The 22,489-nt window shown below is 49.3% G+C and carries 12 protein-coding genes; 5 read left to right on the top strand and 7 right to left on the bottom strand.

The window, feature by feature from the left end:
* Nucleotides 1-62: 62 nt before the first annotated feature.
* The 4 genes from SH302x_RS27030 to SH302x_RS27015 all read right to left on the bottom strand — a co-directional run bounded on the left by SH302x_RS27030 (nt 63) and on the right by SH302x_RS27015 (nt 6,754).
* Entirely contained in the window at nt 63-1,682 is a 1,620-nt protein-coding gene (locus tag SH302x_RS27030; protein ID WP_479366236.1) for a hypothetical protein, read from the bottom strand.
* 961 nt (nt 1,683-2,643) lie between these two features.
* Nucleotides 2,644-4,023 (bottom strand): reverse transcriptase domain-containing protein, encoded by a 1,380-nt coding sequence (locus SH302x_RS27025; RefSeq protein ID WP_479366235.1) that lies wholly within the window; start codon nt 4,021-4,023, stop codon nt 2,644-2,646.
* Nucleotides 4,020-5,165 carry a hypothetical protein gene (locus SH302x_RS27020; RefSeq protein WP_479366234.1) on the bottom strand — a complete coding sequence of 382 codons (1,146 nt, stop codon included), beginning with the start codon at nt 5,163-5,165 and terminating at the stop codon, nt 4,020-4,022. The genes SH302x_RS27025 and SH302x_RS27020 overlap by 4 nt, the downstream gene beginning before the upstream one ends.
* Before the next feature lie 1,397 nt (nt 5,166-6,562).
* A complete protein-coding gene (locus tag SH302x_RS27015; protein ID WP_479369321.1) occupies nt 6,563-6,754 on the bottom strand; it encodes a hypothetical protein in 192 nt (63 codons plus the stop codon).
* A 1,355-nt stretch (nt 6,755-8,109) separates the two neighbouring features.
* Here SH302x_RS27015 and SH302x_RS27010 point away from each other — a divergent pair.
* Entirely contained in the window at nt 8,110-8,631 is a 522-nt protein-coding gene (locus SH302x_RS27010; RefSeq protein ID WP_479366233.1) for a hypothetical protein, read from the top strand.
* A gap of 725 nt (nt 8,632-9,356) precedes the next feature.
* Nucleotides 9,357-9,611: a hypothetical protein gene (locus tag SH302x_RS27005; protein WP_479366232.1), complete on the top strand. Its 255-nt coding sequence runs from the start codon at nt 9,357-9,359 to the stop codon at nt 9,609-9,611.
* Between the two features lie 506 nt (nt 9,612-10,117).
* Here SH302x_RS27005 and SH302x_RS27000 read toward each other — a convergent pair.
* From SH302x_RS27000 to SH302x_RS26990, 3 genes are read right to left on the bottom strand one after another with little or no spacing between them, the layout of a single operon-like run.
* Complete coding sequence (locus SH302x_RS27000) at nt 10,118-11,065, bottom strand: hypothetical protein (protein ID WP_479366231.1); 948 nt, start codon at nt 11,063-11,065, stop codon at nt 10,118-10,120.
* Between the two features lie 7 nt (nt 11,066-11,072).
* A complete protein-coding gene (locus SH302x_RS26995) occupies nt 11,073-12,380 on the bottom strand; it encodes an McrC family protein (RefSeq protein WP_479366229.1) in 1,308 nt (435 codons plus the stop codon).
* On the bottom strand, nt 12,373-14,997 hold the full coding sequence (locus SH302x_RS26990; protein WP_479366227.1) for a DUF4357 domain-containing protein: 2,625 nt from the start codon (nt 14,995-14,997) through the stop codon (nt 12,373-12,375). The genes SH302x_RS26995 and SH302x_RS26990 overlap by 8 nt, the downstream gene beginning before the upstream one ends.
* An 856-nt stretch (nt 14,998-15,853) precedes the next feature.
* On the opposite strand from SH302x_RS26990, the gene SH302x_RS26985 reads away from it, so the two are divergent.
* The 3 genes from SH302x_RS26985 to SH302x_RS26975 all read left to right on the top strand — a co-directional run bounded on the left by SH302x_RS26985 (nt 15,854) and on the right by SH302x_RS26975 (nt 22,471).
* Nucleotides 15,854-18,787, top strand: a complete 2,934-nt coding sequence (locus tag SH302x_RS26985) for an AAA domain-containing protein (RefSeq protein WP_479366226.1) — start codon at nt 15,854-15,856, stop codon at nt 18,785-18,787.
* A 109-nt stretch (nt 18,788-18,896) separates the two neighbouring features.
* Complete coding sequence (locus SH302x_RS26980) at nt 18,897-20,135, top strand: coiled-coil domain-containing protein (RefSeq protein ID WP_479366225.1); 1,239 nt, start codon at nt 18,897-18,899, stop codon at nt 20,133-20,135.
* Nucleotides 20,132-22,471, top strand: coding sequence for an McrB family protein (locus SH302x_RS26975; RefSeq protein ID WP_479366224.1), 2,340 nt, complete (start codon nt 20,132-20,134; stop codon nt 22,469-22,471). Before SH302x_RS26980 ends, SH302x_RS26975 begins: the two co-directional genes overlap by 4 nt.
* Nucleotides 22,472-22,489: the final 18 nt, after the last annotated feature.

Raw genomic sequence — 22,489 nt, 5'->3', positions numbered from 1 at the left:
GATCGTAAAAGGTCCCGGGGACGCGATTGGCTCAGTGCTGCCGACGATAGCAAGTAAGACATTTAATTCAATTCGTTCTTAATATTGAAAGGTGTGCTAGGTTCTTCTCCTGGAATTGGTGCTAGTGGACTTGAAATTTTCCCAGGTACCAAATTGGCCGAGTCGACCGGCGGGCCAGGCAGAGGGCTCGCCTCAAAACTTATCGAAAAATCATCCTGACTCCAACGTTTTCTTGCCAATAGCGGCAAGGCCAAAGGTCCATCCGCTTGTTTTACCAATACATTGGGCCACGAGAGGTACGGGCCATAGTAATATTCTAAACAGAGTGGAATCGCTTGTCCCGCTTTCCATTTAAGTAAAAATGTTTTTGCTAAGCCTGATTTCAGTCCCAGGCGGTTCCCCGGTTCAACAAATAAATGGTCGTTTGGTTTTCCATAGTCCCAAGCGTTACGAGCTTCATCGAATAATGAGAGTTGATATCTATACGTTGCGTAGGCTTTAGGCACGGAAGACGCTGCAAGCTTAATGGTGTATGACTTACTTGTGGCCGCTTCGCCATACCAAACCTTCAGTATCTGGCTCACATTCGGATTCGTTTGCCCTTCGAATCGCCTGATAAGCTCGCTTTCGGTGGCTTGTGAGTCGACGAGTTCCCACCAGACTTTTGCTGCTGCAACTAAATCGTTTAGCATGTCGTCGGCATATGCCATCTGAGATTCATCTAGAGTCTCTTGCAATAGAATTTTCGAGAACTCTTTATTATCTTTTAGATAGGTGTCATTCGCAAACGACTTGTATCGTGTTTCATACTTCAGCGTATCAACAGACACTGGCGTCCCCTTTGGCGGTACACCGGGTGTGAGAGCTAGCGCAGCATCGAGCTTGCGGTTCAATTCTGATGTCTGCCCATTCAGCGCGAGTAGCTCGGCCTGCAACGCGAGTACCTTGGCATTGGACGCCTCCACTGCAACTTCCCTCTGACGACGAGCGGATCGCTCATTCAAAAATCCGAACGCGGAAACGATACCCAGAACAATTAATGTCACTGCAAGCAATGACAACTTCGGGAAATATCGAACCGCATCGAACCACTGAGCCCGTTTCAACTTCGCGTCGGCAGTGACATTAACCAAGGCAAAGTTGTCGCTGAGAAACTCTGACGACTTCAAATGCTTATCATCGCAATACAATAACAGCCTTATGATGCGATTGCGTTCCTGCTCTTTCAGTCGTAGAGTCTTTTTTGGAATACACTCGGCGAGATGCTTGCGAAACTGTGGAAAGTTTTGCATTGTTGCCGGACGCTTGACTGGAGGAACGAGAAGTTCTGCGGCAATGACGCCCAGCGAGACCAAGTCATCGACATCGTCAGGCCGCTTTCCTGGGTTTAGAAAAAACCTCGCATCATTCTCGTTCAGGCAAGTCTTTTCACAACGCGTAGGCTCCGTCGTATCGCAAACTAAAACTAAGCGACCTTCCGACGATCTCCGTAATGATTCTGACGCTAGATTCCCGCAACCGCGTTTCAGTAGTCGATGCAGGGTTGCCAGGCCATAAAGAATTTGAGTTAGCCCCACGTGGTCATCAGGACGAAGCTCAGTCGCAGGTTTGAGTTTGAGCAATTCTGCCTGCAAGGGATCGAATAATAGCCCGCTGGTTTCCAATAAAAGTTCTGCCTCCATCGAACCCTCAAGATTTGCTCAATTGTTTGCACCCGGTATCTTGCTTCAGTAAAGCCCTAACCCAGCAGCTTTCCGTCCAGTACTTCAGTCTATGGAATGATGTACTGCTTTCAAGCCTACTATGGTAGGTATCGTGGCTTATCTGTGCTCGTTCTTGCTTCATTCTGCAGTACCGCGCGGACTTACCAATCGTTTTGTTGACATTCCCAGGTCGCGTGAATACCTGATCGGCTAAGGCCACAGTTCATCTAGCCTAAAAAACCCTTCGAATAAATGCAACAAGCAGCTATCAGGGCAATTCGCAAAATCTCTAAGTTTTCCGAATTGGGCAAAACCTCTACCAAGCAGAGTGATTAGGTGTAGAGGTTCCAGCGATATTTGCTTCTTGTAGCGTAAAAGGGCACTTGGCGCTGAAACCGTATAATAGCATGTTGCGTGCGAATGGCGGCGGTTCGTTCTGCCGTGCACTTTGGAGCGCCCCACCAACCGGCATATCTTTCTGTTGCCTCATCGCTGGTGGCGTAGCGATACTCAGGCTACGTCACTAGACCCATGGCTGGAATAACTCGAATGCATTCCTGGGGCCAGGTCATCTAACGAGTGAGGAGGAGCCGAATGGCCACGTCCGCACGTGCTGATCGCGTCGATCGGTGATTGGTGTCAATTGGCAACCTCACACGAAGAACCGCATTCTATCGGAACGGTCCTTTTTGGCCAATGACGCATCGACGCTAATAGTCCGGTCGGGGCGTACAATGGAAACTGGCGATTGCTTTGCCGTTGGTGCACCCAATTAGGCGGCACAGGCCTTCCTGGAGATAAAACGAAAAAACCCGACCAAACTTGCGTCTGGCCGGGGCTTCGCCACGGCAGTCCGTGGAATCCGCTTCTGAGGCGGTTCGCGATGTATAGCGGAGCTTGCATCAACCAGTGATGGCCTTTGTTGCTCTAGATACGTTTGTTACTCCATTCCGTCTCGTCCCGTGGTTAAGGTGGGATCGGATAGCAGGTTGTGCCAACGTTCCTTTCCTTTCCGCAGGTTTTCCATCACGGACGTCCATGGTATTCCGTGTAGATCGATGTTTCGTGTGAAGGCTTGTATCTCCCGTGTAATACGGGCCGCTTCCTGTTCAGGGCTGCAGGAATAGTAGTCAAGAAATCCTCGGATTGTTTGCGTTGATCTACTTACCGGATCGCTCTCAGCTGAGATCTCTGTCAACTTTCCTATGAGTTCTTCCATTCTCCTTTGGGGTACTAAGAATTCGACTTCGTTGTGTGTTTTTGCTCGGGCATGGTAGCCTAGCATTTCTACATCACTTGGCAGGGATTGGAGCTTCTGTGCTTGTGTCCCGTCCCGTCGCAAACTTAGCCCGTTTCGCTCTAGGCTGCTTCCGCATCTTTCGATCGTATCCCGGCAGTCCTGTTCACTTCGTGCCATGAGGATGATGTTGTCAACATATCTCAAGTACGAAACGTTTTGGCTCACTGTTCCAATTTCTTGGTCCAAGTGCCGATCAAGAAATGCCTCTACCATTATTTGACTGTAGGGGCACCCCTGCTCAAGTCCAATCTCTGTCGATCTGTTGCGACTGCCACGCGCAATTGACTCGATTAGAGAAATGGCTTGTTCGTTATGGATTTGTTCCCGCTGGATAGCAATCGCTGGTTCTAGCGGAACGAAATCAAAGCATGATCGGATATCATCCGTCGCAATGTACTGACATCCGGATTGATAGTTGCGATACAGTTGGGCAAGTACTCTCCAGACGCTGCCGTTTGCTCGTGGGAGTCTCGATCGCCAAAAATCTGCAAACGCAAGCTGTAAGGCTTTCGAAATACAACGGTCGACGAGGTTCTGGATTCGAAGTACTCGATTCCCGCCCGATCGCTTGGGCACGCTGACGACACGAGTCTGCCCTGGTAAATAAGTACCAGCACGAAGTAGGTCACGCGCCGTCCGAAGAGCTTGAAAAACGTCTCGCTCAGCAATCGCATCGAGCGCCACGCCATCCAAGCCACCAGCTTTTCCACCATTTCTTTTCAAGTGATCGAAAGCAACCTTAAGGTTCGACTCGCTGCTGAACATATGAAAATCAAAATTACCGTGTGCGTCCGCTTGCACGTGATGGCGAGGCCCACCTGTGGGGACAAAAAAATGGTCAAAGGGTGTCGGGTTAGAGCCCGTACTATATCGAAATGATCGCAGTCGGTTACCGCGACGTTGTTCCTGCAATTCGCTGGCCGTCAACTGAACGCGTTGGCGGCCCCTACGACGGCGTTGCATTCCGCGTGCTGGTCGCTGACTGGGCGGATTGGCCGCCTGTGCAGACACTCTGCTCATGCCGTTACCCTCGCCTGCAGCTGATGCTTGTGGAACAGTAGGAGATTTGCATTCTGACTTGGGGCAGAGATCATCTGCCTGACCATGCTGCGTCGGCGTGTCGTAGCTCTGCTGGCCAGTAGACCGCTGCGTTGGTCATCGATGTCGATGATGGCAAGTTCATTATCCGCTCTGCTTCCCCGCGTCAACGATTCGGGAAGCTCTGGCAGTTGCTTACCGCATCCGGCGTAGACGATTACATCTGGGTTGGTGCCGTCAGCATGGCGAAGCGAGTCTAACGCGACAATCTGGCCAGGGGCCTGTTGTCGCTTGCTTGCAGCAATAAGCCTTGCCTTCTTCGTCGAATGCATGCCGTGGCCAAGGTCATCTGCTTGCAAGTGGGTTACTAGGCCCCATTGCGGAAGCTCCCATAGAAGTTCGGCGGCATGGGAAATTTCGTCTACAACCATGTTAATGCGACGGATTTGTCGCGTCGCCGCCCAATCTCTAACCTGTTTCAACGCACGATACTTGCAAGACTGATCGCCCAACAAGTTTTTCACACATTTGGCGATGACTCGATTTCGTTTGCGATTGCGAATGACATGCTGGCAAATCTCGCTTCTCTCGCTGATGGCAGGCAGTGTTTCACCATGATCAAAAGGTATTCGAATCGACACCAAGTCCTTTCTTATCAAATCGTTGGCCAGTAAATGACTATGCCGAAATCCAAATGTCTTGCATAGCAGATTGTGTCGTTTTAGGTACTTAGATTTGACGGCATCAGCTACGCCAAGGATGCGTGGTACGAGACTTTCGCTGCGCCACAGCATGGAATGAAACTCCAATGTATTAAGCACGTTAATATCCAGCACTACGACCAGATTTGCAAAATCGTAGAAGCTTTGCGACCTCTTTACGGTGGACACGGCAACCCGGGTCGCGTCTGGGATCTCAAGGTCTGCCTGTGTATGGATGCGACTAGTACAAATAGCATCGACTCCCATTTCACGTAGGTATCCCGTAACAGATCGATTTAGAGAATCATTTTCGGCGAGAAAAAGAATTCGATCTTGGGGGAATGCCCTGACGGAGGACAAAGCAATCTCTTCTAACCGCAGTGAGCTAGTACGATTGATCAAACCGAAGGGTCTGCTATGCATTAAGCCCCTGATTGCGCGAGCATGGTTCGTCAAACGGTCAGCGTCTAGGTCGGTTGTTGCCAGTGAGTACATGGGGTACTGAGACGTAGAATTGCTGATCCTAATTTGCCCTCTGCCCGCAAGCCAATGGAGATAGTCAATTAGTCCGGCATTGACTTTCGGCGGTTCGATTCTTCCATCGTCCGCGGGTTCATGTTCGTTATGGGTCCGCAGCATTGATCGCGAGCGTCTGGTGGTACGGATACGCTGATGATCAACATCACTATGGTGGTAAGTGTCTACAATGTCAAATTGGCCATCTGCTTCAACCTGTAAGCAATGGCCGTGATAGGCTATGGATAGGATGGGCAATCGAGACATTATGGCTATCAAAAAAGCAGACGATCCTAAAACTAAAACAAATGACAAATTGGCCTGAAAGAATCTCACTACATCGACAGCCAAATCGTAAATCGATTAAATCGAAACTTTGAATCAAAACAAGATCCAAAAAATAAATTTTTAATAAAATGCTTATGAATATAATTTCAATAAAATAATTTTAATAATTTTTAATGCAAGTTGATAAGTCATTCTGTGTGGTTCTTCTACTAAATTGTGGAAATTCAACCATTCTGAACCTATTGTTTTTGCTCTGCAAGCATGGCGGGATGGCAACGATCGGCTTGCGAAGTCTGTTGAGAATCCATGGAAAACGAGTCTTTACGAGACAACTCTAAAAGACGCCGCGCAGGTTAGTCGTCATGTTAGATTGCCCCATTCTTGATTTCATTCTGCCCCAAAAGGGACTAACGACTAATGACACGACAGTGTATGGTGGCGAGGTTGAGATGCAGGGTGTGTCCACCCGGACGCAAGATTTCTTAGACTGCACGTGGGATCGCAATTCTTGACATAGAAGGACCACGTAGCCTGCAGATGGAATCCATGTCGATAGGGCAATTAGGTAGGAGCCATTCAACCAAAGTCTATCATTGCGGATACGTGAACCGGGCTACGCTAACAACCATTGTCACATTTTCCTAATCCCAAACCCAGCGGACTCGCTAACGCCCAGTATTTCGATCCGGACGTCGGTGAAGTCAGGACGCAGGCGTTAACGCTTGGATACTAACAATCGCAAAGACTCTTGCGTCACTTCAGCCACCGCGGAAGCCGATCTAACCATTTTCTGCCAGGCGCACAAAATCGACCTAGACGTTGTGGAAGCATGCGGGTGGTCGGGCGGGATCAACGATTTGGTTTAATCTACGGGGCTGAAAATCCTGGCATGCTTCATCAACCAACATGCCTGCTGCGCTAGTTGTCAATTGGTGCTTGAAACAGCACAGGTCGTTTGCGCTTCAAACGGCACAATTTTCTGTTGTGGGTCCATCTAGCGTTGCACTGGTACTGTTTCATACTCTATTCTTCGGCCGCTGATCTGGTTGGCGCTTTGGTACTGGTTGAATTTTTTCAGTTTCATCCAAACGGTAACTTTTACCCGTGATCTGAAGCAGCTCCTCGCGGTGTAAGAACCGATCCAGAAACGCTGTCGCACTGGCTCGCGAATTTGGCTGCGCTGGTTTGGACCATGCAGCGAGATGCAAAGGACTGGGATTCAACGACTATGGTCCGCGATACTAAATCGTTTCGTCACTTCGCAGTCAAGCTCGCAAGCTAGATGACTTACGACTTTGCTGAGGGCATTCGTTTTGGTACTTATTTACCGACCTAACCCTGCGAATGCCTGCTGTCTGGCTACAGTCGACGGGCTGACTAGTTGATCCAAGGCAGTCGTTGCGGTTAAGTGGGAAAGCGTTCAGGACGTTACCGAATCGACTAATTGTTGGTCTCATAGATTTTGACCAACTGCCTGATGGATCCTGGCAATCGGCACTTGATGCAAGGCGGTAATAGGCGGCAACTTTACTGATCGTCGCCTCGCAAGCACAGCCGTTGGTAGTTGCAAAAGACAGACTCCTAGGAAGGGGGGGGCCGACTCTTGCAGTGTCAGTTTGACGGGTTGGTTAATAACTTTTAGGCCAACAAAAAGTTACGAAAAAAACGCTCTTTTTAACCAAGGTCTTGCGTTCTCTGAAAACACAGTGGCCTTGATTGCGGCACAAAAGTAATAAAACTCAAACCGTTCAAAATCTTAGCGTCGTCATCTGATCCATTAACAAAAGTGCTAAGGTACCTTAAATTGCAATTTAAGGTGGATTTAAGGTCGGTTTAAGGTGGATTTTTTTGACGCCTTAACAGGCCAGCTTAAATTTAAGTATTTGAAATCAAAGGACTTACAAAACCGTTAACGTCCCAAGTATAGCAAGTTTTGACGAAAAAATGAAAAAACGCGTCACAAAATGACGCGAAAATGTCTGTTTTCGTTGAGCAAATTGACATAAATGCCTCTGCGGGCTGGCTGCTCCATATTGCAAAATTGATTGGCATTCCAGGCTTCTGTCGCGATTGGCGGCCATTGTTGGGCGATTGCTTTCTCTAGCGCTAGGTGTTCAAAGTGCGTTGAATTTTCTTGGAGCCGACGGCGTTGACTGCCCAAGTGGCTGGATGGACACGCTGGCGACAATCGGCTACCTGGCAAGTGGTTGATTAGCAACATTATAAGCTTGATTCTGCTGGCGCAGTAGGTGTGTTGAGCTCGTCCAAAAGGTGCACCCAAACGCGACGGCGCCAATCAAACCTGTCGGTTCATCAGTCGAGCTCTACGATTACAGCTTGACTTGCTAACCCAGACGCTGGAGTTTCTGGAAAAAGACATTGGCTGTACGATCCCGCAGCTAGCCCAGCTTAAGAAGCTGCGGCCGATCTACGTAGCAATAGCTCAAGGCCAAGCTACCCAGGACATATACAACAGGATGACAGAAGCTGGCCTGACTGTCTCTCATGAACCACCCCAAGTACCCCAATCCGTGACCACCCAGTCGCAGAATCCTGCTAGCTAGTGCCTGTTGAGGTCCGAACCATACTGCTGCCCAGATCGCTGTATAACGCGTTTAACACATGTTTGCAGGCTGGGCGGCTTGACGGCCATGATCTGCTAGAAAAGCGTGTTACGCACGATTTTGGAGAAGATTATCGCCTAGAAATGTTCCTGACTAAGTCAGACGCTGCTTTGCTAGTCAATCTGATCCTGACAGATCGCCTGACAAAAGAGGTTCTAGCTAAGCGTGACTTTGAATCTGATTCTCTGTCAAAGCCAATGGAACTGATCTATGAGAACTTCGTCTTCAGGTTCTTGTTCCAACCTACTGCTGACCATGCGTTAGTTCCTGAGCATAAAGAAGCGTATCTTAAAAACCCTAACCACTGTCCTTTCTGTGGTGATACGTCGATTCATCTGAGCGCGATGAAAAGTGGTTTATTTTCTGTCCAGAAGGTTGAATGCTTTGAGTGTCAAAGCGTCTGGCATAACTACTACGTACTCGTGAATGTGACGAAGGTTGTTACGAGTAAGTCTGAGTAACTTGTCTGACTATCGCCTGCTCAGTGGCTTAGTTTCTGAGACGTTGATCTTTGTTTTTTTCAAATCAACACTCAAACATCTTAGATCAGAATTGGAAGAAGTCCAGCCTTAGAAGTCGGCGCACGCCGACTTCTCATGCCAGCAAGCTCTAAGTAGGAAAAACAAAATTTACGCAGTAAATTTAAAGCTTACGCAGTAAGCGTTCCACATCGCTTGGGAACTTAAAGTTGCATTTGAAGGTATAAAGTTGCCAAGAGTTCACCTAGAGTTGCCAAATGGTAACCCAAAGTTGACACGAGTGCGCTTAAAGTTGCCAAGCTTGTTTCAACAAGTGTTCGCAACCGATTTTTCACACCCCTAAAACTAGTGTACAAAACGCTGTTTTTAAGCTCGCCGGCTACAGCAGATTGCGTGCCAATAATTTGACCTGATTTTCGGTACGCTGCTTGCTTGCAGGCCGAAAACTTTTTCTGAAATTTTTTTATTTTTCGTTCGACATTTCTATGTTGGACACTTGGTCAATTCGACACGGTACTTATTTACCGAAAAGCGAGGTTGTATGTGGGCAGTAGATATACCCACCCTGGCGTGTGTTTATGATGATGAGGGTGCGTGGCTTCATCTGCATTCGTTACCGTCTAAGGAGGCGGCAGTTGCTTGGATTCGCGAGCACATTGGTCATTGCGACGATGACGGCAATATCTGTTTACTGACGGAGTTGTCAGATGTCCAAGAGTAAGCAGAAGGCTTTGGCAGCTATTCGTGGCTTAACGTTTCGTGACTGCATTCAATTTTTTGCAGCACCTGCTGGAGATCCGTATGTGGTAGCTGCTTGTGAAGATCTAGTCGGCGACACAGAGCTTCAGGTAGACGCTGATCAGACAGTGGTGCTGCGGGTAGGTGACGATGGTGCTTGGGTTATGGCTTGGTATTTCGTTCCTAACGCTTGGCTGGATTCGTCGCATGAGCAGGCTGCGTAGAACCCGTGACCTGGCAGAAGCCAGAGTGCTTTTCGAGCAGGCTAGTAATTTACTATCGTTAGCTACTAGCAAGCTGTCCATTGCGTCTCAGAGAACTGACGCACTTACAGAGATGACCGCGTTGGCAGTTTCGCTATCGCGGCTACAGGCAATCACATTACAAGAACAATATAAAGAGAGCACAACCGGCAAGGCTAGAGGATAGTAAGTATGCCAAACCATTTTTTGACAGTGGGTTTAACAGCTGTAAACTACTCGCGACAGGAGCATTTGAATACCAGAATGTGACGCCTGTTGGCGTGGCTTCATTGCCGGCCTACTTCTCGATGTTCTGCTGCGAAAATGCCTGTGGCTGATGGGGGCTGTCGTTCTACTAAGCCCGTTGCGTTGAAGGCAGCTTGCCATGGCGATGCAAATGAGGCGTCTGCTAACTGCCCTGCCGGTTCAGTCGGGATCTGGTCTGCGAGCTAGGGACTCCAAGCAATTCCTGCTTGCGTCAGTGTAGATCATTCAAAATCTGATGTGGTCCTGGCGGCTTTTAGCTTCTCGAGCGACACGTAACGTTGCCCCATAGTAAATGCAGTCGGCTTGCCACTCTTGCTTAGTTTGTCATTCGGAATGGCGTTCTCCAGTTTCAGCGTGTCTGCCGACTCGGGCGGCGAAAGCAACATCACTTTGAACAAACCATTTTCAGGCCTGTAGCCTTCTGCGACCAAACGATTGACCAATGCGCCCAACTCCCCTTTGTACCGTCCCTTGGTCATTAATACCTCGTCCTGCGTGAAAAGTATCTTTGGAATGAGTGGATAGATCATGCCGCTGGTGTAAAAACCCATCCGCGTGACGCGCTGAAACGGCCTGCTCGGCTGACAGACGTAAGCATGAATTTCATTGTATTCCGGCCACGCGTTTCTAGCGGCCACGATTACGACATCATTGTCATTGGCCAGTAAGCCTTCTGCCGATAGCATGTTTTGCAGTTCACGGAGCAAAAAGGCTTCACGTTCGGACACGACTTCATACTTGTCATCCAGTAATTCGTCGATCGCTTGATCCAAAATTGCAAACGATGCCCATGCAACCCGATGGTCGTTTAGCTTTACCAACAATTGCGGCTTGATGTCGTCAGGAGTCAAGACCAACAAAACACATTCTGTTTCATTGGCAGCATCTAGACGCTGCAAGTGCCGTTTGATTTGCGGCAAATGTACCGTGTTGCGAGCAATCTTGGTCTCGACCAGAATCCTGATACTACTTTGTATGATCGCATCAGGTACCCCTTCACCGCCCTTAGATGGTTGGTTTTCGAATCGAATCAGCTCGAATTCAGATTGTTCAAACATACTCCCCAGCAGGCGCTGCATGCGATCAAGCGACAGGCAACGCAGTACGGCCAAAAACGACGCGGTAATCCTGTTCTCACCGGTTGAATAGGTCGAGAATATACTTTTCATGCTTGGTCTACTTCCTGGATAAACCTGCTAATTCAAACGCCAACTGGGAAAGTCTTTCGGAACCGTTTGGTCCGCCAGAAACGATGTCTGCGAGCAACGACAAATTCAGCGGTCGAAGCGATACCTGACCCAGCAACCGCTGATCCACGGGATCGAAGACACTGACCCTGGCCTCCTTCGCGTGGCTGCTGGTTGTTGGGTAGATGATGGCACTGTGCAACAGGTGCTGCTGGCTGATTGCATACACTACCAACTGGTATAGCATCGAATTGGGAAGCGACCGCTGCCACAGATCTCGATACTTGGCGTCCAGGATTGCTCGGGGCGTACCCTTAGCATCGACAACGACGAAATCCGGACGTGGCGTCGGTGCTTTACGACGCTGCGGATTCCAATGTCGATCGTATTGCATCATCTTTCGAAGCGATTGCTCGTCCTTTACTTGCATCTCGGACAGACCATCTTTCAGTAGCCGTGAAACGATTGCTTGGAAGAATGCGTTCATGTCGAATAGAAAGCCTTTCAACTTCACACGATTGCGTTCGTCCTTTAACAACAGGCCAGAAGAATCCGCTAGCAATTTGATGATCTGAACTACTGGCTGGTAACCAATCGTTAGTCGCGACAATTTCAGCGTCGCTCGGTCTATCGCATCGTCGCTTAACTTAATGCGTTGGACCGATTCGTCAAAAAACTTGCTCAGTCGCTGGCATTCACGCTTCAATTGCAAGTCACTGGCCAGTGAGCTTGCAAGAAGCAGACCGGCATAGAGGACTTGGTTGAGGAGCGTGTCTTCCGAGCGTGGGAAATGAATGCAGGGTAGATTCGCGGTGAGTATACCGCCAGCGGACGCGATTTTCGTCAAGTCCAATCGTCCTCGCGGAACGGATAACGATTCTTGTTTGCGCTCATAGGATCGCACGATGCCGCGATTAAGGATCTCTTCTGTTTCATCGCAGAGTTGCCAAATCAAGAGGTCTTGAAAGCCAAGCTTGCTCATGGTTTGCATCGTACTTTTGTGCATGGAGATCCGGCGTAGCCCGTAGGCATATCGAAGCAACTTGAGTAGGTCGTCGTTGGGAAGCTTCGGCTTGACCGTCAAACGTAGGTTTCCACACAACACGCTACCTACGTAGGAGCGAGTCTTGATCTGTAGTCCATCCTTAAGCTCGGCGATCTCAAGTCGACCCTCCTGAGTAAGCGATGCTGCATCGATCTGTCCCGATGGAGTGAGTTCCAGCCGCTTTAATGCCGGGACGTTCGCCGGGCTCGCAACCGACCATTCATGCATTTCTATATGCACATGATCACTCATCCTCGAAATCCTCATTGACGTCGTTACTGTCCGACTGGCTGTCCGTTAGCAACTGATCGCTTGCGTTTTCAAGATCTTTGAAAGGGGACAATAAGGCAGCCACCAATTCGCTTTCATTGCTGTCATCGAACAGCTCATGTCGCACTCTTTGTGACTGGACATCTACTAGGTCTTCGCCAAGGATTTTCGCCAGTGTTTGGTAATCTTCGTAGCAGTACTCTTCGAGAAGCGGCAAAATATCGTCGCGAATCACTCGTTTAAACGTCGCGATATCGTTGATCGGCGACCCAGCGTGCAGCAGGTATGAGTGGCCTATCTGCAAATTCCGAGCATCACGGCCCACGTGGCTACGTATCCGCTGGTTGACAGCGTCGAGCCAGGCCTTGAGCGATATGCCCGCTATGACTATATCCTTCAGCACATGGCTATCTGGCATTAGTTCGACAAAGCCGAAACGTCGTCGCAGAGCGGTGTCAAACAGCGAAATGGAACGATCGGACGTGTTCATGGTCCCGATCACATAAACGTTCTTGGGGACCGAGAAGAATTGCTGGCTCAGGGGCAGCAAAATGGACCGGCCACGTTTGTCTTTTTCAAGGATGGTCAAGAGTTCGCCAAAGACGCGGGGAACGTCCCCGCGATTGATTTCATCGATGATCAAATAGAAGTTCTTCTCGGGCTCGCTGACTGCATCGGCGCAGATCTGCTTAAAGATGCCATCTCGCAACTGGAACGAGATGTTTCCGTTGAGCGACTGCGGACGATAGCCTTCCAAAAAATCCTCATATCCATAGGCAGGATGGAAGCAACACAAGCGGGCATAGCCAAAGGATTTTCTCGAGCCATCGATCTTTTCGATTTCGGTTGAAGACAGATCTGCATAACGCTTGCCATAGGACTTTAATGCGGCTAGATCTCGCGCCGCGTTTGTTGCCCAGTATGTTTTGCCAGTACCCGGCGGACCATACAAAAGCACTTGGTTCTTACGCTCCAGCGTCGATTGGATTCGTCCGGCAATGCCCGTTAGTTGCTTGATTACGATTGGATTGGGACCCACTGGCCCGATAGGCAACTCACTACTAAGCAGCTTTCGTTCGATGGCGACGAGATTGTCGTTGAACTTGCGAATCTCCCGGACCGATGACTGGAGCCCTTCCTTGGGGATCGGCAGTTGCCACTCCGTCAGATCCAACCACTTGACCGGACGGTGGTGCGAAAACTCGCTTCCTTCGTGATATTCGTATGGTCCGGTGACCTTGCCGACCCCAAGAATTGTCATACCATCGGCAGCGACCACGATATCCCCTTCCTTGATAGCCGCCACAAATTGCGTCAATTGCGAGCGGTCCTTCCCGATGACGGTTGCGTTACTATCGTATTGAGATTCTAGCAGTTGTTTCAGTCGGTCATTAGATTCCGCATTCCCAGTCACCCACGACAGATCGCCAATTCGATTCCAGCGTACCGCCGCATAGCCCCCTTGCTTCATCTCATCCCAATAGGAATTGCCTGAGCCATCGGTGGTACCAATCCTCCAGTACTTGTAAGGATTGCCATGCAATTCATTCAAAGTTCCTGTCAGATGATTCAGAAAGATCCCCGTATCTTTCGAGGCCTGAACGAATCCGTAGGCATTGGCGAAACGCCCACCTGGCTCCGGCGGCAGTTGCAGTAACTTAACCAGATGAAACCGCTGATAGTCCAGACTGTGGTAGTCATCCAGTTTCTTCGGATGAATCAAGGAAAGGTATTTGTGGGCCCAGGCGAGTTGGCAAGTGATTGGAGCAACGTCTTCGAGTTGTTCCTGTAGTTCAATGTAGTCTTCAGGAGTAGGATCGTCGGCGAAGGCATCTAGAAGGCTAGAGGCCTCAACCAGTTGATTGCGATGATCGCGAGCCATCTCAACCGCTTCGTCGATCGAAATATCCACTGGATAGTTGCTTGCATCGCCGCTTTGCCAGTTGCCGGTCTCTTTGCGACGGAACAAACGAAACTTCAGTGCACTGCCGCCAACGATGCTTCCGAAGTTGCGAGTATTGAACTCGTCATCGTTTTTCCATTCCAGCCAGTACACAAGGCTGTTGACGTTGCTGTGGTCGTGCATCAGTGAGAGCAGTGCTTCACCGTCAACATCCAGTAGCCGCTGTGGCTCGAATCTTGCTTTGAAGGCAGCGTACTCAGAGTGAATCTTTTGCGGGCTACGAAGGGCTCCTGACTTGACCAGCTCGGCATAGGCCTTCTTGATGCGAACTACTTGTGTCATGTCGAGGATTGTTGCGACGTTTGTTGCGCCACCCCGTTCAATCTCACCAATCGTCCTGCCATCACCTGACACCCAGCAAATCCAACCATTGGCCGATCGCCCTAAAACTGCAGCAGCCGCACCGCTGGGCGTTTTGAACTTGTAATCTCTTGAGAATCGATAAACCTTCCCGTCGTCTACCAGTGTTCCGTCATCGATCAACTGCTGCCGAATGCTTCGGACCGTCGCTGCACCCGATTTTGCGATGTTATTCTTTCTTGCAATGGTATCCTTGTGCACAATGAATCCATCGCCGACCCACAAGCCTGTCCCGTCAGCGTCAGGCCCCTTGATTCGATAGACGTTGCTAGTCATTGCCCTTCTCTTTCTCGATTCGATCTTCAAAACCCGTCGCGGCCGACGTTCTAAGCTGGTTATATGCGATCCCCATCGCCGCCAAAAGTGGCAGGCAGCTCGATGGTTTAATTATCGGATGTGCTTCATGCCCCCTACCTGCATGTCAATTAACCGAATTTCATTTGAGCGAGCCAGCGGTTAGCTGCCTTCCCGAGCTAGTAAAGCCCCTAGTTCTACTCACTAACATTGGGCCTACAACTTGAGCTGTCCCAGAACTTTCGGTACGTTACATGTCCCCCGTCTCCGTTACATTCCGGCAAGCAATCAGTAATAATCCGCTTTTTCCGTGACACATATCCCTCCAAACGAACTGGCAGATAAGATCCTCAAGAGGTTGGCATCCAGTTCGGTTGGTATGACCAGTCGTGAGATCGCACGATCGATTCGGTGCCAACCTAGCGAGGCTAACGAAGTCCTTCTGGACATGCAACACAAAGGCTTGGTGTCCTTTCAGAGTAGTCGATGGAAGACCAAGATCACCAGGTATGAGCTAGCACAGAATGTCTCGGCAGTCCCAAACGCCTTTCCACAGTCGCCGCATCACACAAAGTCGCCTTCACTTCAGAACGTGAAGCAGTTACCGGAACCGGCGATTGGCGGTCTTGCGCAACGCAATCGGGTTGACAAAGCGGCTTCCAGGTGGTCGACCTTTCGAAGGCTGTGTGAATATTACGCTGAATGCATTCGACTAGATCAAAGATCCTCAGTTCATGCAAAAGCCGACGAAGAAAACCAAACTATCGTATGCTTGGATGGATCACTACCTGACTCATCGTTTCTTGACGTCCGTAGTAGACCGTCGTGGCACCAATGGATGCGAAATCTTGTCGAAACAAAATACATTTTCCTTGGTTACCCGCTGCATAGATTCCAATGGCAAGACCCTTCTGGCGAGAAGGTCACTTTCCTATCGCCAGTCTTCATGGTTCCATGCAGTGCGAGTCTCATACAGGGTGACTTGCGAATTGAGCCGTTGGGTCAGATTCGTATTAATGAAGGTTGGCTTGAAAGACGACTTCGAAACACAGCCGAACGTAAAGCATTCTTAGAGCTATGCGGCATCCCATCCATGGACGGAGATGAAACAGAATTGCCCATAGAACAAACGCTTTGGAGTGACTGTGCTGGTTTACTAAGTCATTACTATCCTGACTGGTGCGTCGAACCTCTCGACACTGGCAGGGTCAGTTCGCATCCGGCGTTAAACTACCTTTCGCAGGATGGAATTTACAACAGGGCAAGTCTTATCATTCCGCGTAAATGGCGATTTACTGCGAACCTACATAAGGAACTGCTGGAGCTTTCCTACCATGTACGCGATGAACAACTGGATCAGTCTGCTCTAAAATACTTTTTCCCACATCAAGCCAGCAAGTTACCGCAAGAGACGGAAGTAACGTCGAACCGAGAACTGATTGGCACACAGGCTCTAAAACTGAACCGAGAACAGTTACATGCAGCGAGGCAGGCGACGCTAGAACCGCTATCCATCGTCATTGGCCCACCCGGAACTGGAAAGTCCCGAGTGGTCGCAAGCGTACTTTCCCAACAAGCTATCACGGGAAACAGCACGCTCTTGGCAAGTCGAAACCATCAAGCTCTTGAAGCCGTCGTACCAAAAGTCAATGCAATAACGGCGCCATGGCCTATCATGCTGAGACTCGCTAGACCTTGGGGAGCCGCCGCTGATATGAACCTGCATGCAGCAATCAACCAACTGGTCTCTTGCGACCTACAACCGGATCGCTCGTATTTCGATACTATTGTCCAAGCGCTTGCCAAGCGTATCAAGCTCCATCAAGACTCAACAAAATTGCTTGAGCAGTTGGCATCGGCCAGGAACCAATTCGAAGAGATGTGGTTTAAGTTTTGCGACCGGCTTGCAGACGTGCCAGAGGATCTCAAATCGTTCCTTGGTCAACATCGTGAAACACTGCCAACTCCTGCACAAATCGATTCGGTTTTTGAAGCTTTACGCCCTGTTGGTCGATTTCAATTGTCTTACAAGTGGCTGATCGACTGGATGACAGCACGAAAGCGTTTTAAAAAAGCCACTGACATTGCACGCGAGTACGATGCACGCTTTAAATCTGTTGTAGACGCGGACCGGATATTGCCACACGCTCAAGACATGAAAATGAGTCAGCTATCAGGCTATTTTCGCGATGTCATGGCCTACTGGAAAACTTTCGCCTCCGCCAACGACGCCTTAGGATGCATTGATGCACTGAAATCACAAATAGCAAAGCTTCCAAGCCTAAGCGAACTTTGTCGATCGGAATGGGAACTGGCTGGGCAAGTTGAGCAACTCTCAGTTAAGGCTTTAACGGAACTAGCCAAACAGTCCGGCGCAGGACTTACGAATCATGAACGATCTCAACTGGCAAATGTACTTTCGACCATCGCCAATCGCAGTGAGCTAGACAATGACGCAGACCATACCCGATGGAATAATGCCATGCGCAAGGCATTCCCCATATTCCTGAAGCATTTCCCATTGGTTGCGACAACGAATCTATCGATCCAACGAGATATTTCACTTGAGCCGGGAGTATTTGATCTTTTAATCATTGACGAAGCGTCTCAGTGCGATATTGCGTCTGTTTTGCCACTCCTGTTTCGAAGTCGCAGAGCAATGATCGTGGGAGACCCTATGCAACTTTGCCATGTCACCAGCCTTTCCGCGAACACAGACCGACATCTTCGTCGGCAATTCCAGGTTGACAGTACAGAACTAGAAAGATTCAGCTATCGTTCATCGTCAATGTTCCATTTCGCCTACACATCACCCTATGGAACTGCTCGTACGACACTTAGACAGCACCACCGCTGCCATCCTTCGATAGCAGAATACTGCAGCGAAACATTCTATCGAGGCGGCTGGGCAATCCTAACCAACGCCACTTCGCAGGCAGGAATCAGTTGGACTGATGTTAGCGATGATTGTGAGAGCGCCCCTGGAGGCGGCAGTGTAAGTGATAATCAGCGGCAAGCGATCTTAAACGAGGTTACAATGTTGGCCGAACAGGACTACCAAGGAACTATTGGTGTTGTGACCCCGTTCCGACAGCAAGCCAATCGTATACGCGACACACTCTTTCAATTCATTCCGCACGATTTCTTAACACGCACACGATTGCACGTAGACACGGCCGATGGCTTTCAGGGTGATGAGCGAGATCTCGTATTGTTCAGCTTGGTTGCTGGTGCAAGATTAAGCGCAGGTTCACTTCGATTCCTTGCAGAGGCGCCAAATCGCTTTAATGTTGCTGTAAGTCGCGCCAAGAAGCAACTTAGAATTTTTGGAGACCGCGCATGGGCAAAGGGCAGTAACATCTACCACATTCGCAGACTTGCCGAGTTCGTCGAACTAGAAAATCAAAAGCTGGAAAAGATTCGGACAGTTGGATTCCGTACGGACCTTATTGGCCCCGTCTGGGAACCTGCCTTTGCGCGAGCGCTTACGGAAAATAACATTACGTATCATCAGCAGTATCCAGCCTGCGGACGACACTTGGATTTCGCTATCTTCACCCGTGAACTCAAGCTGAACGTCGAGATTGACGGCGAGAGCTACCACGCGTCTGCGTTTGCAGACCGAGCCATGGACGACATTTACCGAGATCAACTATTAGTCGCCGATGGTTGGAAAATACTTCGATTCTGGGTCTTTGAATTGAAAGAAAGTATGGATCGCTGCATAAAAATGGTACAGGAGGCTATGCAGACGCCTAATGACAATACGTAGCCATTTTATTTCTGAACATCAGAATATGAAATCGTCCAACTCTCGAACTACAATGCGTACACAACCGTGCATCGTATTCCATCGCTTGCCTAATGAATCCTAGTGAAGAATGTCCAGCTATCCGACACCTCCAATTCCACGCAATGCACCTACGGAATCAGGGCCACTGTTTCAAAATGATAAACAATCGGGCAGTGCCCCTGAATTGCCATCGAAAGTTTGGCTTGGGGCAGTTTTAGGAATTGCGTCAATTGCGGTTGCCCTTCATGTCGTTGCTTTAGTCGCATTACTCAAGACATCCCAGGACCAAGCGACATTTCTGGCGGAACGGACCTCTTGGAAAACCTCAGATCAAAGTCGGCAAGACGCCATGGCAACATGGATGAAGATGCAAAATGATTTGGAAATGCGAATTGATTCTCTGGGTCGGCAGGAAACAACTCTCGTTGCAGAAATCGCAAAACTACAGAAGGACCGCAACGACCTGACAAAGTCCACTCAAGATCAACTTGCTGAATACGAAGGCCTAGCAGTGAGCCGAGACGTAGCACAACTAGAAATCGAAAGGCTAACCAGCGAACGTGAATCTGTAGCAAAGCAAAAACTTGAAGCCGAACTCGCTGCGAAAGCCGCGGAAGCCGCACGGCTGGAATCTGAATCATTAAATCAGCAGCTTATCGAACGTGGCAAAGCGATCCGGATTGCCTTGAACACGATCCAGGAAGAACTTGCTGCAGCGGAAGGCAAGACTGACGCACAAAACAAGCTGTTTGAGAAAAGCAAGCAACAATTGCAAGCGATGGAGAGTCGGGTCGCTGAGTACGACGTCTTTCTACAGAAGCGTCTTACGCAATTGGCTGACCATAAACTGCAACAGCAAAAGACTGCGGAACTGACGGCTGGCGTGAATGCTGCCGAAGCAAAGCTAGAACAATTCAAACGTGATATCGCATTGACGGAACAAGAGCTTTCGAATGCGAAAATGCAACTGGCAAGTGCCGACATAGATAAGAACAAAAGCCGCTTGGAACTAGTTCGACTTGAAGGAGAGATAACAATCATCGAAGACCGCCTTGGGAAATTGCGCAAGTCGGAACAAGACACATCCCTTCGGATAAGTGATATGACTAAGGCCATGAACACGGCCGCGGCAGTTGCTACGACTTCGTTAACGGACTTGGCAAGTACAGCAGCCGAAACGATACAAGAAATCACATCGAAAGCTGCGGATATCCGGAAAGCAATTGAAGATCTCCAACTCCCAGTCATACCGTCTTCTGCGGAACCACTCGTCCCCCCGGATGAATCAACTCCGAACGTTGGATCGCTAGGAGATTCGCAACCATGAACGAGTTGGCTACACCTTCGATTGTTGCTGTCGTTTTGTCGCTAGCGTCTACTTTGGTAGGTGCTTTGTTAGTGGTGCTTAGTTTTGGTCATCACAGACGTCAAGCGGAAAGATTCTGGAAACGAGAACAGAATCTACCTGAAGCGACCAAGTGGGAAAATTTGCGTGCTAGGATCGAAGAGTTACAAGAGGAATACCAAATCCTAAAGGACTCGGTCTTTGAGGCACAGCAAACCATCGAGGCTGCGCAACGCCAAAGGCAGTGGATGGAGGATGTCCAGGAAGATATCTTGAGACTAGAAAAGGATAAGCAAGAAGTCGCCCGCATCCAGAACGAACTAGAGACCCAGCAGGGCCTACTTGCCAACTTACATGAACAGAGATCCGCACTAGACGGAGAGATTGCCGATCGTAAAGCAAAGATTGAAAACTTAGAAGCAACAATCAACAGCATAAATCGTGAACTTTCCATGATGCAAATCGAGTTGGAAAGGGCGCATGCCTTAAGATCCGAGCTAGCCCTGATTGAGTCGAAAAAGGCTGATGCGGCTGAGCAGTTGGAGAAACTACAAAAAGCAGGAGCCGAGATTCGAACAAAGATCGAAGCTGAGATCGCCGAACTGAAGTTGCGTCGCGGCGAACTTCAACGTGAGCTGGATTCTATTACTAAGGCTGTCGCGAATCTCCAAGAACAACAGTCTCGCATCGATGCGGAACTGAAGAAGGGCAAGACTGATCTCAACCAGTTGCTTGACCAAGAAAGTTTAGTTCGCCGCGAGCTTGAAAATCTCAGCGATCAGGTTGAAAAAGCAAACGCGATAGCGAAGGAAATACCGTCCCTGCAGGAGCGAAAACGTCAGGCAATACAAGAGACGGAAGACTTGGAGCAAAAGCTAAAGGAGCTCCAACGGCAGGAAGCAATCAAGCAGAAAGCGAACGAGGATTTGATTGCTTCGGTCTCGGATTTACTCGCGGAAAAGGACAAGCTCGAAAAAGAACGGCGAGACCTACGCAGTGAGGTCGAACAGCTTGAAGCAAAATCCGGCGCCTTACAGTCGCAGATACCCGTCATGCAATCTGCATTCGACCGCCTCAGCTCAGCCGTTGATCCTGAGGACAACATTTTACCGCCGGAGAAGAACGAGATTTGGCAGCCACTGCTCGCCGTAGGCAAATCGCTTAGCAAGACCTCGATCGACGAAATGAATGCTTTGAATGGCTTCAAGTCGTATCTCAGTCAATTGGGGCTCAAATTCGACGACCGGGCTGTCTATGCATTTCATACCGCATTAAAAACCACCGACAGTTCACCGCTGGTGACTCTCGCAGGAGTTAGTGGAACGGGCAAGAGTGAGCTCCCGCGAAGGTATGCAGAATCCCTTGGCATCAATTTTATCAACATCGCCGTACAACCACGCTGGGATAGTCCACAGGATCTTTTCGGATTTTACGACTATCTTGAGAAGAGATTTAGACCAACGGAATTAACACGGGCTCTATTGCAGATGGACACTATTGGGCCTGCAGTTGGGCGCGGCTGGGACCCGCCAGGCACGTATGAGTCCGTTCGCTTAGACAAGCAAATGTTACTAGTTCTTTTGGATGAAATGAATCTGGCTCGTGTGGAATACTACTTTAGTGAGTTCCTTAGCAAGCTTGAAACGCGGCGTGGAATCGATTCCAGTGATTCTGGCAAGAGGAGGCAAGCTGAGATATCGCTTGATGTCGGCGGCAGGAAAGCTGGACAACCGCCACTTCAGTTATTCGTTGATCGAAATGTATTGTTCGTTGGAACAATGAACGAAGACGAAACGACACAGGCTTTATCCGACAAGGTAATTGATCGCTCAAATGTCTTACGCTTCGGCAGCCCCAACAGCATTGATGTAGGCTCATCAACACATCGAAAATCGATATCCACAGACGACCAGGTAAAGCTGAGCGCAATGACATGGAAAAACTGGCTGAAGAATCCACAAGACATGCCAGTGGAAGATCACCATCGGCTCATCGGATGGATTAACAGAATTAGGCCAGCAATGAATCAGATCAATCGACCATTTGCTTACCGCGTTGCTCACTCAATTCTGGAATATGCCGCGAACTATCCTCAGGTAGAAAATCGACTTGAATGCGTTATCGCTGATCAAATCGAACAAAAGATTCTTCCCAAACTAATGGGACTTAATCCCCAGGACGCCAGCGTACGTAACGTGTTTGCGCAGCTACGAGAAATATTGCAAGAAGCCGACGACAGCAAGCTGATTGACAAGATTGAAACATGCTGCAAAGAAGACTACTTCCAATGGTCTGGCTTAGATCGAAACGAGGCCTAGTGTGTCGACGAATCAGAC

The sequence above is a fragment of the Njordella calcicola genome, assembly GCF_056494125.1.
Note: the sequence above shows the minus strand (reverse complement) of the source record. Positions and strands in the feature narration are given on the sequence as shown.

Bases quoted from the DNA above. Each gene is read 5' to 3' on its own strand.
- SH302x_RS27000 (WP_479366231.1), bottom strand. From the start codon at position 11,065: ATGAAAAGTATATTCTCGACCTATTCAACCGGTGAGAACAGGATTACC.
- SH302x_RS26990 (WP_479366227.1), bottom strand. From the start codon at position 14,997: ATGACTAGCAACGTCTATCGAATCAAGGGGCCTGACGCTGACGGGACA.
- SH302x_RS27025 (WP_479366235.1), bottom strand. From the start codon at position 4,023: ATGAGCAGAGTGTCTGCACAGGCGGCCAATCCGCCCAGTCAGCGACCA.
- SH302x_RS27005 (WP_479366232.1), top strand. From the start codon at position 9,357: ATGTCCAAGAGTAAGCAGAAGGCTTTGGCAGCTATTCGTGGCTTAACG.
- SH302x_RS26985 (WP_479366226.1), top strand. From the start codon at position 15,854: ATGCGAAATCTTGTCGAAACAAAATACATTTTCCTTGGTTACCCGCTG.
- SH302x_RS27030 (WP_479366236.1), bottom strand. From the start codon at position 1,682: ATGGAGGCAGAACTTTTATTGGAAACCAGCGGGCTATTATTCGATCCC.
- SH302x_RS27020 (WP_479366234.1), bottom strand. From the start codon at position 5,165: ATGCATAGCAGACCCTTCGGTTTGATCAATCGTACTAGCTCACTGCGG.
- SH302x_RS26995 (WP_479366229.1), bottom strand. From the start codon at position 12,380: ATGAGTGATCATGTGCATATAGAAATGCATGAATGGTCGGTTGCGAGC.
- SH302x_RS26980 (WP_479366225.1), top strand. From the start codon at position 18,897: ATGTCCAGCTATCCGACACCTCCAATTCCACGCAATGCACCTACGGAA.
- SH302x_RS26975 (WP_479366224.1), top strand. From the start codon at position 20,132: ATGAACGAGTTGGCTACACCTTCGATTGTTGCTGTCGTTTTGTCGCTA.